At 68.1% G+C, this 14049-nt stretch carries 15 protein-coding genes; 5 read left to right on the top strand and 10 right to left on the bottom strand.

The genetic code is table 11. The annotated features are described in order from the left end of the window. Positions 1-16 precede the first annotated feature (16 nt). Together HH110_RS00720 and aroE are read right to left on the bottom strand one after the other, a co-directional pair. A complete protein-coding gene (locus HH110_RS00720; RefSeq protein ID WP_176987876.1) occupies positions 17-379 on the bottom strand; it encodes a hypothetical protein in 363 nt (120 codons plus the stop codon). Between the two features lie 10 nt (positions 380-389). Next, a complete protein-coding gene (aroE, locus tag HH110_RS00715) occupies positions 390-1235 on the bottom strand; it encodes a shikimate dehydrogenase (protein ID WP_176987875.1) in 846 nt (281 codons plus the stop codon). Positions 1236-1287: 52 nt separating this feature from the next. On the opposite strand from aroE, the gene HH110_RS00710 reads away from it, so the two are divergent. After that, complete coding sequence (locus tag HH110_RS00710) at positions 1288-2163, top strand: PD40 domain-containing protein (protein WP_176987874.1); 876 nt, start codon at positions 1288-1290, stop codon at positions 2161-2163. Between the two features lie 66 nt (positions 2164-2229). Here HH110_RS00710 and HH110_RS00705 read toward each other — a convergent pair whose 3' ends face one another. The 4 genes from HH110_RS00705 to HH110_RS00690 all read right to left on the bottom strand — a co-directional run bounded on the left by HH110_RS00705 (position 2230) and on the right by HH110_RS00690 (position 4866). Beyond that, the gene (locus tag HH110_RS00705) at positions 2230-2499 is read right to left on the bottom strand and encodes an SHOCT domain-containing protein (RefSeq protein ID WP_241696354.1); all 270 of its coding nucleotides are present in this window, start codon (positions 2497-2499) and stop codon (positions 2230-2232) included. A gap of 34 nt (positions 2500-2533) precedes the next feature. After that, a complete protein-coding gene (hemB, locus tag HH110_RS00700) occupies positions 2534-3523 on the bottom strand; it encodes a porphobilinogen synthase (protein ID WP_176987872.1) in 990 nt (329 codons plus the stop codon). Between the two features lie 39 nt (positions 3524-3562). After that, positions 3563-4480, bottom strand: a complete 918-nt coding sequence (locus HH110_RS00695) for a bestrophin family protein (protein WP_176987871.1) — start codon at positions 4478-4480, stop codon at positions 3563-3565. Positions 4481-4617: 137 nt separating this feature from the next. Then, on the bottom strand, positions 4618-4866 hold the full coding sequence (locus tag HH110_RS00690) for a hypothetical protein (protein WP_176987870.1): 249 nt from the start codon (positions 4864-4866) through the stop codon (positions 4618-4620). Positions 4867-5047: 181 nt separating this feature from the next. Here HH110_RS00690 and HH110_RS00685 point away from each other — a divergent pair, with 181 nt between their 5' ends. After that, positions 5048-5506 (top strand): hypothetical protein, encoded by a 459-nt coding sequence (locus tag HH110_RS00685; RefSeq protein WP_176987869.1) that lies wholly within the window; start codon positions 5048-5050, stop codon positions 5504-5506. Positions 5507-5646: 140 nt separating this feature from the next. Here the strand turns inward: HH110_RS00685 and HH110_RS00680 are convergent, their stop codons facing one another. The 4 genes from HH110_RS00680 to HH110_RS00665 form a co-directional block, all read right to left on the bottom strand. Then, entirely contained in the window at positions 5647-7458 is a 1812-nt protein-coding gene (locus tag HH110_RS00680) for a DUF885 domain-containing protein (protein WP_176987868.1), read from the bottom strand. A 79-nt stretch (positions 7459-7537) separates the two neighbouring features. After that, positions 7538-8047, bottom strand: a complete 510-nt coding sequence (locus HH110_RS00675) for a cytochrome c oxidase assembly factor Coa1 family protein (RefSeq protein WP_176987867.1) — start codon at positions 8045-8047, stop codon at positions 7538-7540. A gap of 39 nt (positions 8048-8086) precedes the next feature. Continuing rightward, entirely contained in the window at positions 8087-10315 is a 2229-nt protein-coding gene (locus HH110_RS00670) for a S9 family peptidase (RefSeq protein WP_176987866.1), read from the bottom strand. Between the two features lie 160 nt (positions 10316-10475). Beyond that, positions 10476-11165: a glutathione binding-like protein gene (locus HH110_RS00665; RefSeq protein ID WP_176987865.1), complete on the bottom strand. Its 690-nt coding sequence runs from the start codon at positions 11163-11165 to the stop codon at positions 10476-10478. A 106-nt stretch (positions 11166-11271) separates the two neighbouring features. Between HH110_RS00665 and HH110_RS00660 the strand changes: the two genes are divergently transcribed. The 3 genes from HH110_RS00660 (at position 11272) to HH110_RS00650 (ending at position 13991) form a co-directional block, all read left to right on the top strand. Continuing rightward, positions 11272-11910 carry a TIGR00645 family protein gene (locus HH110_RS00660; RefSeq protein ID WP_176987864.1) on the top strand — a complete coding sequence of 213 codons (639 nt, stop codon included), beginning with the start codon at positions 11272-11274 and terminating at the stop codon, positions 11908-11910. Positions 11911-12097: 187 nt separating this feature from the next. Then, entirely contained in the window at positions 12098-13108 is a 1011-nt protein-coding gene (locus HH110_RS00655; RefSeq protein ID WP_176987863.1) for an energy transducer TonB, read from the top strand. 187 nt (positions 13109-13295) lie between these two features. Continuing rightward, on the top strand, positions 13296-13991 hold the full coding sequence (locus HH110_RS00650) for a transposase (protein ID WP_176987862.1): 696 nt from the start codon (positions 13296-13298) through the stop codon (positions 13989-13991). Positions 13992-14049: the final 58 nt, after the last annotated feature.

Here is a 14049-nt window from a genome sequence, read left to right as displayed (position 1 = left end):
AGGCGGCAGTACCCGCTCAGCGCGGCGGCAGCGGCGGCAGCGGTTGGACGGCGCGGCCGCGCAGCGCGCGGGTCATCGCCCAGACCAGCAGGACCAGCGCGAGCGCCTCGAACAGGTTGAGCGCGAAGTGGCCAACACCCAGCAGCGTCGACATCAGCTGCAGGTTCTCGTAGTTGCCCTGCTGCACCAGCCACATCGGCACCACGTTCAGTACCAGGCTTGCCAGGGTGGTCAGGGCCAGCACGCCCAGGGCCCACAGGGCCACGCTGCGGATCGACCCGCGCGGGGTATCCACCACCCAGACCACGGCGATCGCCAGCGCGATCAGCACGGGCAGGCGTACGCCGACCATGCCCAGCATCGAAATCAGCAGGTCCATGTTCACCGGCTCAGTCCTCGCCGACCAGCGGCGCCAGTTGGGTTCGCAGTTCGGTGTAGACCGCATCGGTCTGCGGACGCACCGCGTGCCACTGCAGGAAGCTCTCGGCGGCCTGTTCGACCAGCATGCCCAGGCCATCGACGATGTTGCGGCAGCCGGCCGAGCGCGCCCACGCAGTGAAGGCGATGGCCGCCTCGCCGTAATTGAGGTCCACCGCGGTGGTCATGCTGTTGACCAGCGACAGCGGCAGCTTGAACTCCGCGGCGCGGTCGCGGCCGGCCGAGGTGGCGTTGATGATCAGCTCGAAATCGCCCAGTTCGCGGATGTCTTCCCAGTAGCGGGTGATCGCGCGGCCCGGCTCGCCCATCGCGTCGATCAGCGCGTCGGCGCGTTCCGGCGTGCGGTTGACCACGACCAGCTCCAGGATGCCGGCATCCAGCAGGGCCGGGGCCACGCTGCGGGCCGAGCCGCCGGCGCCGATCAGCAGGGTGCGGCGGCCACGCAGGTCCAGTCCGTGGCGGTCGGTGAGGTCGCGGACCAGGCCGATACCATCGGTGGTGTCGCCGTGCCAGCGGTCGCCCTTGCGCAGCAGCGTGTTGACCGCACCGGCGCGGCGCGCGCGCGAGGTCAGCGTGGTGCACAGCGCGAAGGCGGCTTCCTTGTGCGGCGCGGTGATGTTGGCGCCCACGCCCCCCTCGGCGGCAAAGGCCTCCAGGGCCGCCAGGAATTCAGCCGGCGATGCCTCGATCGCGCGGTAATCCAGCGCCAGGCCTTCCTGCCGGCCGAACGTGGCATGGATGTGCGGCGACTGCGAATGCGCGATGGGCTGGCCGAATACGGCGTAACGGTCGGTCATGGGTTTTCTGCTCCGGGCCTAGAATGGAACGCAAACCCCAACGGACGCGATGATGCGCATTCCATTGTCTCTGCTCGCGCTGAGCGCCAGTTTACTCTGCACACCCGCCGCGATGGCGCTTTCCGAATTCGGCATCGAGGGCATGGGCGTGGTCTCGACCAAGGCCAATGAGGCCCAGGCCACGATCGCGCCGGACGGCCAGCGCATCGTCTGGGCCAGCGACCGCGCCGGGGGCAGCGGCGGCTGGGACCTGTGGCAGGCGGTGCTGCGCGATGGCCGCTGGCAGGATGCCTCCCCGCTCGCGCTCAACAGCGCACGCGACGAACGCGATCCCTACTTCAGCCACGATGGCCACTGGCTGTACTTCGCCTCCGACCGCAGCGGCGGCCGGGGCGGGTTCGATCTGTACCGCGTCCCGGTGGGTGCCGATGGCACCCTCGGCCCCGTCCAGGCCCTGCCAGCACCGCTCAACACCCGCGATGACGAACGTGCGCCCGCACTGCGACCGGATGGACGCACCCTTCTGTTCTCACGCCATGGCAAGCAGACCCAGGGCGGCTTCGATCTGTATCTGGCGCGCGTGCAGGGCGAGGGCTTCGGCACCGCGCAGGCCCTGCCTGCTCCGCTCAATACCGCGGCCGACGAACTCGGTGCCGCCTGGCTGGACAATGAGGGCGCACTGGCCTTCACCCGCGCGACCGATGGGCATTCGCAGGTGTGGCGGGTGGGCTGCGATCACCGCCAGGCGGCGGAGCCGCTGACGCTGTCATTCAATACCGCCGACGGCCAGACCGGCGCGCCGGTGGTGGACGCCTCGAAGCCGTCGGAGATGGTCCTGGCTGGCGTGGCACGCGCACCGCGTGCCGGCGGGCTGGATCTGTACCGGATCAAGACGCCGTCAGCGCCCCGGGGTCCGGGCTGCGGTTGACGTTGCGGGGCCGAAAGGCAGCCACGCGTGGCGTGGCTCTACCCGTGGAGGCGGCGTCGCCCAGCGTCAATGGCCCTGCAGCAGCGCCGCACGTTGCTGCTCGTACTGCGCTTCGCTGATCTCGCCGTGGTCCTTGCGCTGGTTCAACGCGGCCAGCTGCGCCTGCAACGCGGGCGACAGCTGCGCCTCACGGGCGATGCGGGCGGCGGCGGAGGGTTGCTCCGGTGCCTGCCGCGCGGCGCGGCGCACGCCACGGATCACCAGCCCGATGACCACGGCGAAGGCCAGTACACCGGCACTCCAGGTCACCCACTGTAGCCATCCCATCGTCTGCATCATCGTCGTCCTGTCTCGGGGTGGGCGCGTATTGTCAGCGCTCGCGCAGCCAACGCGCCACCTGCGGGGCGAAATAGGTCAGCACGCCATCGGCGCCGGCACGCTTGAAGCCGATCAGCGACTCCATCACGCAGGCCCGCTCGTCCAGCCAGCCATTGGCGAAGGCGGCCTTCATCATCGCGTACTCGCCGCTGACCTGGTAGGCGAAGGTCGGCACGCCGAACTGCTGCTTCACCCGGCGCACGAGGTCCAGGTAGGGCATGCCGGGCTTGACCATCACCATGTCCGCACCCTCTTCCAGGTCCAGCGCGATCTCGCGCATGGCCTCGTCACCGTTGGCCGGGTCCATCTGGTAGGTCTTCTTGTCCGCCTTGCCGAGGCCGGTGGAGCTGCCGACCGCATCGCGGAACGGACCGTAGAACGCCGAGGCGTACTTGGCCGAGTAGGCCATGATGCGCACGTTGACGTGGCCGGCGGCATCCAGCGCGCGGCGGATCGCACCGATGCGGCCGTCCATCATGTCCGAGGGCGAAATGATGTCCACGCCCGCCGCGGCATGCGACAACGACTGCTTCACCAGTGCCTCGACGGTGATGTCGTTGAGCACGTAGCCCTTGTCATCGATGATGCCGTCCTGGCCATGCGTGGTGTACGGATCCAGCGCGACGTCGGTCATCACGCCCAGTTCCGGGAAACGCGACTTCAGCGCGCGGATCGCACGCTGCGCGAGGCCGTTGTCGTCCCATGCCGCCGCCGCATCGAGCGACTTGCCGGCCGGATCGATCACCGGGAACAGGTCGATCACCGGGATGCCCAGTTCCAGCGCTTCTTCCGCCACCTTGAGCAGCTCGTCGATCGACAGCCGCTCCACGCCCGGCATCGAGGCCACCGCCGCGCGGCCGGCCAGTTCGTGCACGAACACCGGGTAGATCAGGTCGTCGGTGGTCAGCGTGTTCTCACGCATCAGGCGGCGCGAGAACTCGTCGTGACGCATGCGGCGGGGGCGATAGTCGGGGTGTGCCATGAGGAACTCCGGAACGGAATGCAGGAAGGAGTGCAGGAACTACTGCAGCAGGTACTGCCGCGGTTGCAGCGGCTCGGGCAGCGGCTGGACGCCCAGGCTGTCGAGCAGGTCGATCTCGATGATGCGCACCATGGCATCCAGCGGCAGGTCGTTGGATTCCAGCCCGAAGGGTTCTTCCATTTCCTCGCCGAGCTGGTCCAGACCGAAGAACGCATAGGCCAGTACGGCCGACACCACGGGCGTCGCCCAGCCCAGCGAACTGGCCAGGCCGAACGGCAGCAGCACACAGAACAGCCAGGCGCAGCGGTGCAGCAGCAACGTGTAGGCGAACGGCAGCGGCGTGGTCAGGATGCGCTCGCAGCCGGCCTGGATGCTGGACAACGCATGCAGGCGCGTTTCGAACTGGGTGTACAGGTAAGGATCCAGTTGCCCGGCACGCAGCGCCTGGGCCAGGTCGGTGGCGATCATGGCCAGCAGCTGATCCGGCGCATTGAGGCGCTGGCCGAACCGCGCACGGTCGGCCTCGGGCACCCACGGCAGCGCGGCCAGCGCCATGTCGCGACCGCGCAGGCGGGCGGCCAGCGCATGCGCGAAGCCGATGCACAGCCGGCACACGCGGTCGCGCAGCGCGGCATCGTCGACCAGCAGCGCCTGGCACAACCGGGCCAGGCTGCGTGATTCGTAGATCAGCTGGCCCCACAGCTTGCGGCCTTCCCACCAGCGCTCGAAACAGGCGTTGTTGCGGAAACTGAGGAAGATCGACAGCACCAGGCCCAGCAGGGTGAACGGTGCCACCGAGACGCGCTCGATGCCCGGTGGGTGCCAGAGCTCGGCCAGGGCGGCGACGGCGACCGACAACAGCAGGATCGCCACAACCTTCGGCGCCACCGCCGGAACGATGGAGCCGCGCAGGATGTAGAGCAGTTGCCAGCCGTGGGGACGAGGACGAATGATCATCGGTGCAGGGAGAGCGCCCGGAGGGGCGTGGACCGCCGGCGGAGCCGGATGCGGCAGCCGGTCATTCTACGCCGATGGTACCCGGCGGCCGTGAGCTGCGACGGTCGGTCGCACCCGGCGACGCAGACGCCGGCAGCTCAGATGATGCCGCCGCCCAGCCCCAGCCGGACGATGCCGCCCACCACCACGATGCCGTTGAGCACCAGCCCGGTCCAGGCCCGGCCGCGCTTGCTGGCGTGGGTGAACAGGATGCCGATCGCGGCGATGACCGCGCCCACCGCGGCGAACGGGATCAGGAACCAGTTGCCCCACCCCAGCAGCGGGATCAGGGCCACAATCATCCAGAGCAGCGACACGATGCCCCACAACAGACTGATCAATCCCATGCCCGGCTCCTTGAGGTGAATGCGTGGCCCACCATAGCGGTTCCCGGCGCAGGCGCAAGCGCCGGCGAGACGCCGTTGGCGGAGGCCTCACCGGGCCGGTGCTAGGGTGCGCTGGCAGGGGTTGGGACCGATTCAGTCGCCAGCACCGATCATCCCAGCCATCACACACAGGGGTAACGCCATGAACATCCGATGCGCTGCATTGCTGGGCCTGGCGCTGCTCAGCGCCGGCTGCGCCAGCACCTCCAAGGTCATGCTCGGCCAGGCGCGCGCGCCAGTCGATCCGGCCACGGTGCAGATTTATTCCACGCCGCCGGCCGGTTCGCAGGAAATCGCCCAGCTCGAATCGGCCAGCGCAGTCGGATTCGGCACGCAGGGCCAGACCGATGCCGCCGTGATGCGGCTCAAGCGTGAGGCCGCCGCACTCGGCGCCAATGGCGTGATCCTGATGGGCGTGGGTTCCAGCGGATCGCCGGTCGGCATGTCCGTCGGTGCCGGCAGCTACGGCTCGCACGTGGGCGGTGGCGTCGGCATCGGCATCCCGACCACGCAGAAGCGCGCGGCCGGTGTGGCCATCTGGGTCCCGAATCCGCCGCCGGCCCCGCGCCTGCCGACGCAGACGATCACGCCGACGCGGTAACGAGAACCGCGGTAACGCAGACCGGGGTAGGCCACGACCGTTGGTCGTGGCTGCTGGAACAATGCACCGACCAACGGTCGGTGCCTACCGGAAGATGGTCGGTGCCTACCAAAGGATGGTCGGTGGCTGCGCGACAGCCGTCAGCGCTTGGTGGCGCTTTTGTACTTCGGCACGAAGACGTCATTGACCGCCTTGGCCAGCTGGTCCGGCGGCAGCAGGCCCTGGTCGAGCAGGAAGTTGTTGAAGGCCAGGCGGTCGAAGCGATCGCCGAGCGCCAGCTCGGTCTGCATGCGCAGTTCCAGGATGCGGGTGTAGCCGTAGAAGTAGCTGCCGGCCTGGCCGGGCATCCGCACCATGTAGCGGTCCAGTTCCTGGGTCGCCATCGCCTTGGACAGGCCGACCTCGTCGATCAGCACGCGCTCGGCGTTGGCACGGTCGATCTGGCCCAGGTTGAGCATCGGGTCCAGCATCGCGCGCGCGGCACGCAACAGGCGGAACTGCAGCGCGATCAGCTGCCCGTCCAGCGGCTCGTACGGCACCATCTCCGCCTCGGCATACAGCGCCCAGCCTTCCACGTTGACCGAGTTGAACGCGAACATCGTGCGCGCCAGCGAGATGCCGCGCTCGACCATCGCAGTGAACTGCAGCTCGTGGCCGGGGCGGCCTTCATGCGCGCTCAGGGTCCAGGCAGCCGAGCCGAAGTTGAAGTCGTCGTACTGCGCGGCCTTGTCGCCGGCGGCCGGGTTGCCCAGCGGCAGCACGAAGGTGCCCTGCTGCCCGGTGTTGCCGACCAGCGGCGCCGGCAGGAAATGCGGTGCCGGCGAGGCGGCGCTTTCGGCGGCCGAGCCCAGGCGCATCTGCATCGGACGCTGCGGCACGTCGACGATCTTTTCCTTGCGGATGATCGGGTCGATCGCATCGATCACGCCACGGTAGTGGTGCTCGAGCTGGTCGTCAGGAATCTTGTCGCCCTTCAGCGCCCGCACCACCGCCACCGGATCGGTGCTGTCGGTGACCTTCAGGCCCTTGGCCTGTACCACCAGCGGCGCCAGCTGGCGCATCGCCGAGCGGGTTTCCATGAATTCCAGCTGGGCGCGCTGCATCAGCAGCGCCGGCGCGATGTCGATGCCCACGCGCTTGAGCTGGTAGGCATACAGCGGCTCGGGCAGGCGCGCGTCGGTGCGCGCCTTGGGCAGCACTTCACGGCGGGTCCAGTCGCGGTATTCGCGCAGCTGGCTGGCGATGGTCTGCAGCGCCTGCTCGGCGCCGGCGATCTTGTACTTGCCGAACAGCTGCTCGATGCCGGTGATGTAGGTGTCCACATTGGCCAGCGACTGCTCGACTTCGATCTTCGTCGGCTGCAGCAGTGTCTTGTCGCCGAGGCGCTCTTCATAGCGCTGGCGCGACAGCGTGGTCACCGGCTGGCTGCCCGGGGCAAGCCCGGCGTAGGCCTTCAGGCGATCCAGCGCCTTGGCCCGGCGCTCGGCGGGCACCTGGTCGGAGAGCAGCAGGTTGAGGCCGCTGAACACCGTCTGCGGGGTATCGCTCCACGGCAGCAGGTACTTCTCGTTGAGCTCGCTGCCTTCGATGTTCTGGTCGGCGGCGGCGATCATGATCGCCAGGTCCTGGCGGACGTTGGCATCGCGCTCGGTGGCGAGCCTGGCCTGCAGCTCGCTGCGCGCCTTGGCCATCGCCGCACGGTAGCGGGCGCCGTTGTCCGGGCCGAAATCGGCCACCTTGTCGTCGTAGCCGGGTACGCCGAAGAAGCCGGTTTCTTCCGGCTGGAACGGGCCCTGCGCATCGAGCAGGATCTGCGCCAGCTGGTTGCTGCGGGTCACCCAGCCGGGCGAGGCGGCAGGCTTGGCGGCAGCCGGGGCGGCCAGGGCCGGCGGGGCCGACAACGCGGCGGGAACGGACAGGGCCAACGCGACAGCGAGGACAAGCGGCTTCATGCAGGAACTCCAGGGCAGGATGCCTGCGACCCTACGCACTTGGCGGGCCGGGGGCAATTGGCCGGAGGTCATGCGCCGCTCAGATCTGCAACCCGCCCGTTGACGGCGGGCACTCCCCCTTCGCCCGGCATTCGTCCAGCGCGCACCTATCCGCAGCTTCGATGTCGTCCAGCGCCGCCAGATCGATCGCGTCCTTGCTGTCGGTCACCACGTACAGCATCGGGTAGTCCCAGTGGTCGCCGGAGCGCTTGGCGTTGAGGAACACGCGGCCCTTGCCCTGTGGGCCGGAGATCGCGATCACGAACTGGCTCTGGCCATTGGAGTGCATCGAGCCTGCGGGCAGGTAGCCATCGCGCAGGGGCTCACCGAGCGCTTCGACCAGCTCGATGTTGCAGCGTGCGCGACGCATGGCCTCCTGGTAGGGCGTACTGGATTTGCTCCAGTACGCCCACTGATACAGCGCGAACCACACCGCGCCCACTGCCGCCGCAAGGCCGGACACCACGGCCAGCGGCATGGCCCAGCGCCAGTGGCGGTGCCACCAGCCGGGAGGCACGGTCGAACCAGGAAGCGCGGGCGGCAATGTCATCGGCGAACTCCTTGTCAGGCCGGTGGCAGGAACGGGGGATCAGGGCGCCAGGCAGCGCCCCAGGAAGTCCTCGGCCAGGCGGTAGCGGTGCAGCGCGTTGCTGCCCGACAGGCCGTGCTTGGCGCCGGGATAGGTCATCAGTTCGAACGGTTGGCCGCGCTTCTGCAGGGCGCTCATCAGCACCGTGGAGTTGGTGAACAGCACGTTGTCGTCGGCCATGCCGTGGATCAGCAGCAGGCGCGAACGCAGGCCATCGATGTGTGCCAGCACACGCGCTTCTTCGTAGCCTTTCGGGTTGTTGCCCGGCAGGTTCATGTAGCGCTCGGTGTAGTGGGTGTCATACAGGCCCCAATCGGTCACCGGTGCACCGGCCACGCCACAGGCGTAACTGTCCGACGCCTTGGCCAGCAGCATCAGGGTCATGTAGCCGCCGTTGGACCAGCCCTGCACGCCGATGCGCGCCGGGTCCACCCACGCCTGCTGCTTCAGCCAGGCGACGCCGCGCAGTTGGTCGGCCACTTCGACCGTGCCCTGCACGCCGTACAGCGCGCCGCCGAAATCACGACCGCGACGCGGGGTGCCGCGGTTGTCCAGCGAGAACACCACGTAGCCCTGCTGGGCCAGGTACTGGTTGAACAGATGATCGCCACGGCCGGGCCAGCTGTTGGTGACCGTCTGCGAGGCCGGGCCGCCATAGACGTACACGACCACCGGGTAGCGCTTGGCCGGATCGAAACCGGTCGGCTTGATCAGGCTGTAGTGCAGTGCCGTCTTGCCGTCGGCGGCGGTCAGCGTGCCGAACTCGACCGGGCGCTGCGCATCGAGATAGCGCGCATACGGATGCGCGGGATCTTCCAGGTTGTTCTCGACCAGGGTCGCGATCTTCTCGCCGTTGGCACGGTGCAGCGCGATCTGCGGCGGCGTGGTGGTGCTGGACCAGCTGTCCACGTAGACGCTGGCATTGCGCGCGAAGCTGGCGGTATGCATGCCCGGGGCCTGCGACAGGCGCTGCGGCGTGCCGCCCTGCAGCGACACGGCGTAGAGCTGGCTTTCGCGCGGGCTGTCCACGCCGGCGCGGAAATACACCTTGCCCGCGTCTTCGTCGACGGCCAGCAGTTCGTCCACCGGCCAGGTGCCGGCGGTCAGCGCGGTGACGGTCCTGCCGTCATCGGAGATGCGGTACAGGTGCTCGAAACCACTGCGCTCGGACGACCACACGAAGCCGCCCTGCTTGAGGAAGCGCAGGCTGTTGTGCAGCGGCACCCAGGTCGGCGAGGTTTCGGTCACCAGGGTGCGCTGCTGGCCGCTGGCCAGCTCGGTCTGGATCAGTTCGAGCGTCTTCTGGTCGCGCGACTGGCGCTGGAACGTCAGGCGCTGCGGATCACGCCAATCGACGCGGGCCAGGTAGATGTCGGGAGTGCGGCCCAGGTCGATCCAGGTCGGCGTGGCGTTCTGACGCGGCGCGATCACGGCCAGCTTCACGGTGACGTTGTGGTCGCCGGCCGCCGGGTAGCGCTGTTCGATCATCTCGGTGCGGTCGGCATACATCTCGTAGCGCTTCTGCACCGGCACCGGCGATTCATCGATGCGGGCGAAGGCGATCGCCGAGTCGTCCGGTGCCCACCAGTAGCCGGTGTGGCGGTCCATTTCCTCATCGGCGACGAACTCGGCCACGCCGTTGCCGATCGTGTCGCTGCCATCGCGGGTGAGCTGGATCTGCTCGCCGCTGGCCAGGTCGATCACCCACAGGTTGCGGGCACGCACGAAGCTGACGAAGCCGCCCTTCGGCGACAGCTTGGCATCGGTCGCGAAGCCTTCCCCATGGGTGAGCTGGCGCACCGCGGCCTTGCCCTGCCTGCTCAGGTCGTACAGGTACAGCTCACCGCCGAGCGGGAACAGCAGCGTGCGTGCATCCGGCGACCACTGGTAATCGACGATGCCGGTCATCGCGGCGATGCGCTGGCGCTCGCGGCGGGCCTTCTCGGCGTCGCTCAGGGTTTCCGTACCGGGCAGCACCACCTTGGAGTCGACCAGCAGATGGGTCTGGCCGCTGGCGATGTCGTACGCCCACAGGTCCAGCTGATTGCGGTCGGCGTCCTTGCCGCGCAGGAAGCTGACCTGCGAGCCGTCCGGGGCCACCTTGGGCTTCATCAGGGTCGGACCGGACAACGGCAGCGGACCGGTGATGGCATCCAGGGTGAGTTTTTCAGCGTGGGCGATCGAGGTCGAGGCGAGCATCAGGGCAAGCGAAGCGAACAGGTGGCGCATGAAGGATTCCGGCAGCGTCTGGGCAGTCCCCGGCCGCGGGTGCAGCACGGGGAACGCTTCATCCTAACCAAAACCGTTCCGGTCGTGCCGGGGGCGTGCCGGCGTCCGGGCGCGCCAAGCGTTCCGGGGAGCCGGCCAGCGGCCGGCACTACGCACCTGCTCAGCGCTGGCCGAACAGGTGTTTGCGCTCTTCATCGCTGAGCGGCTTGCCGGCCTGCGGGTTCACCTTCTCGCGCAGGGCATAGGCACGCTGGGTGGCCGGGCGTGCTGCGATCGCATCATGCCAGCGCTTGAGGTTCGGGAAGGCGCTGAAATCGACCGGAAGCGTGTCGTAGGCCCCGATCCAGGGGTAGCTGGCCATGTCGGCGATGCTGTACTCGTCACCGCCGAGGTAGGCGGCCTGCGCCAGGCGCTTGTCCATCACCCCATGCAGGCGGCGCACTTCGTTGTCGTAGCGCTCGATCGCATAGGGAATCTTGTCGGGCGCGTAGACGTTGAAATGCCCCATCTGGCCGCTCATCGGGCCGAGGCCGGCCATCTGCCAGAACAGCCATTCCAGCACCGCCACCCGGCCGCGGCTGTCGGCCGGCAGGAAGCGGCCGGTCTTTTCGGCCAGGTACAGCAGGATCGCGCCGGACTCGAACACGGGCTGCGCGGCCCCGCCATCGGTGGGCTGGTGATCGACCAGGGCCGGCATCTTGTTGTTCGGCGAGATCGCCAGGAAGTCGGGCTTGAACTGGTCCCCGGCACCGATGTTCACCGGCTGGATCCGGTACGACAGGCCGGTTTCCTCCAGCATCAGCGTGACTTTGTGGCCATTCGGGGTAGGCCAGTAGTACAGGTCGATCATGGCGAGGGCTCGCGGACAAGGAATCCCGAGTCTAGTCCGTCGCTCGGCTTGGCAGGGTCAAGCTGGACCGTTACGCTGCGCCGTCCCCGCAACGCAGCATTCCAGCATGAGTTCGACCCAGACCCCCATCAGTCCCCTGTCCTCCCTGATCTTCGCCTCGCGCTGGCTGCAGCTGCCGCTGTACCTGGGCCTGATCCTGGCGCAATGCGTCTATGTGTTCCTGTTCGGCAAGGAGTTGTGGCACCTGCTGCACCAGGCCAACGAGATGGGCGAGCAGCAGATCATGCTGCTGGTGCTGGGCCTGATCGACGTGGTGATGATCTCCAACCTGCTGGTGATGGTGATCGTGGGCGGCTACGAGACCTTCGTGTCGCGCCTGCGCCTGGAGAACCACCCCGACCAGCCGGAGTGGCTGAGCCACGTCAACGCGAGCGTGCTGAAGGTGAAGCTGGCGCTGTCGATCATCGGCATCTCCTCGATCCACCTGCTGAAGACGTTCATTGCGGCGGGCAGCCTTGACTCGCTGCCCGCATGCAACAGCGATACCTACATCCAGGCAGTCGCCTCCGTCGTGGCCGCGCAGGGTCCGGCCGCGGCCGAGGTCTTCAAGTGCGCCAGTGGGCTGACCTCGACCGGCGTGATGTGGCAGACCATCATCCATGCCGCCTTCATCCTGTCGGCGATCGGCATCGCCTACACCGACAATCTGATGAACGGCACGCCGAGCAAGGCGCTGTCGCACTGAGGCTTGCCCGGCAGTGGCGGCATCGGTGAGGATGCCCCCTGCCCTCACCGCCTGGCCCCCGGGCCGGGCGGGGTGATGCTAGATTGCACACCTGCGGGTCCGCCATGGGCGTCGGGAAACGTCCATGGCCGTCGGTCGGCCTGACCGCATCAGGCCCTACGTATCGTCGTCTTCAAAGGGGAGTTGGATGTCGCACGTCAAGACTCATGGCCCGGCGCGCCTGTTCGCGCCGATGATCCTGCTGGTCGCCCTGTCCGCCTGCTCGGGCAAGGACGACACCGCACCGGCCACGCCCACGGCACCGGCGGCCCCCACTGCTGCCCCGGCCGCACCGGCGGTGTCGGCCAAGGTCCAGTCGCTGGGCACTGAGGAACTGCGGGAGCTGGCCAGCAAGGCGCTGCGCGAGAACCGCATGTATGCCCCGGCCGGCGACAACGCCATCGAGTATTACCTGGCACTGCGCGACAAGACCCCGGATGACGCCTCGGTCAAGAGCGCGCTGACCGATCTTCTGCCCTACACCCTGATCGCCGCCGAGCAGAACCTGGGCCGCGAGGACTTCGCCGAGACCCAGCGCCTGGTCGCGCTGATCGAAAAGGTCGACCCGACCGCCCCGGCGCTGCCGCGCCTGAAGCAGGGCATCAGCGGCAGCATGCAGACCGCGCTCAAGCGTACCCAGGAAGAGACCGACAAGGTCAAGAAGGACGCCGAGACCCGCGCCAAGCAGCTGGTGGAACAGCAGAAACTGGCCCAGCAACAGGCCACGGAAGCCGAAGCAGCGAAGAAGATCGCCGCGCAGCAGGAAGCCGCCGCCCGCATCGACAACCAGGACACCGAGCGCCAGGCCGCCGCCCGCCGCGAGGCCGAACAGCGCCAGCAGCAGGCCGCCGCCGCCCAGGCCGCCGCCGCCCGCCAGGCCCCGGCTGCTACCGCGCCGGCATCGACCCTGCGCCCGGTCAGTACCCCGGCCCCGCGCTACCCGGCCGACGCCCTGCGTTCGGGCACCGCCGGCGAAGTGCTGGTCGAACTGACGGTCGGCACGGACGGCTCGGTGACCGCCGCCCGCGTGCTGCGCGCCACCCCGGCCCGCGTGTTCGACCGCGAAGCACTCAACGCGGTCAAACGCTGGAAGTTCGAACCGGTCGGCGCCCCGGTCACGACCCGCCGCACGCTCGCGTTCGCGCCTGAAGGCGGCTGATCGCAACGCACTGCTGGATGATGAAAGGCCCGGAGCGATCCGGGCCTTTTTTAATGGGGACGAAGGTAGTTAATAACAGGGACGGAGGTAGTTAAGCGCACTTCCCTTACCGCGTTCCGCGCCGCCGACCTAGCGCGTTTTGATGTGCGGTTCTGCAGAGTGATGCCTCGCCATCCCGGTTGCGACCATGCCCCGCTCCCCTCGTCTGGTTCTGCCTGGCATTCCCCTCCATGTCATCCAGCGTGGCGTCAATCGCGCTGCGCTGTTCATCGACGACGATGATCGGACCCACTACCTGCGTCTGTTGCGCTCTGCCTGCCGAAGGCATGGCGTCCTGATCCACGCCTTCGTACTGATGGGCAACCACGTGCATCTCCTGGTAACGCCGATGGTGGCCGAAGGGCTGGCTTCAGCGATGCGGAGGTGCGGGCAGAACTACGTCCAGTACTTCAACAAGCGACATGTTCGGAGCGGAACGCTGCTGCAGGGCCGCTTCAAGTCGTGCCTGGTGGATTCCGATGGCTACCTGCTGATGGTCCATCGCTACATAGAATTGAATCCGGTGCGGGCCGCGCTGGTGGCCCTCCCCGAGAGCTATCGATGGTCCAGCGCTCGGGCGTACCTGGGGCTTGAGTACAACCCGATGCTGACACCCCACGCCGGCTACACCGCCCTCGGCGCTACACCGAAAGCCCGCGCAGTGGCTTACAGCCAATGGCTGCAGGCCGGCATCCAACCGCAGGAAAGAGAGCGGATCGTCGCCTACATCGCGCAGGAGCGCGCGTTGGGCAGCCCGCGCTTCCAGGACATGGTGGGGCGGGCATTGCAGAGGTCCGTGGTGTGCAGGCCTGCGGGAAGACCCGTCAAGGAACAGGGCGACTAGCCGGACCTGCGTCAGCGTCCCGACCGCAAAGGAATTGACGGCCGCCGGATTAACCACC

Source organism: Stenotrophomonas sp. SAM-B (assembly GCF_013387485.1).
Taxonomy (GTDB): domain Bacteria; phylum Pseudomonadota; class Gammaproteobacteria; order Xanthomonadales; family Xanthomonadaceae; genus Stenotrophomonas; species Stenotrophomonas maltophilia_AA.
The sequence above is the reverse complement of the archived record's forward strand: the minus strand, read 5'-3'. Positions and strand labels throughout refer to the sequence as shown.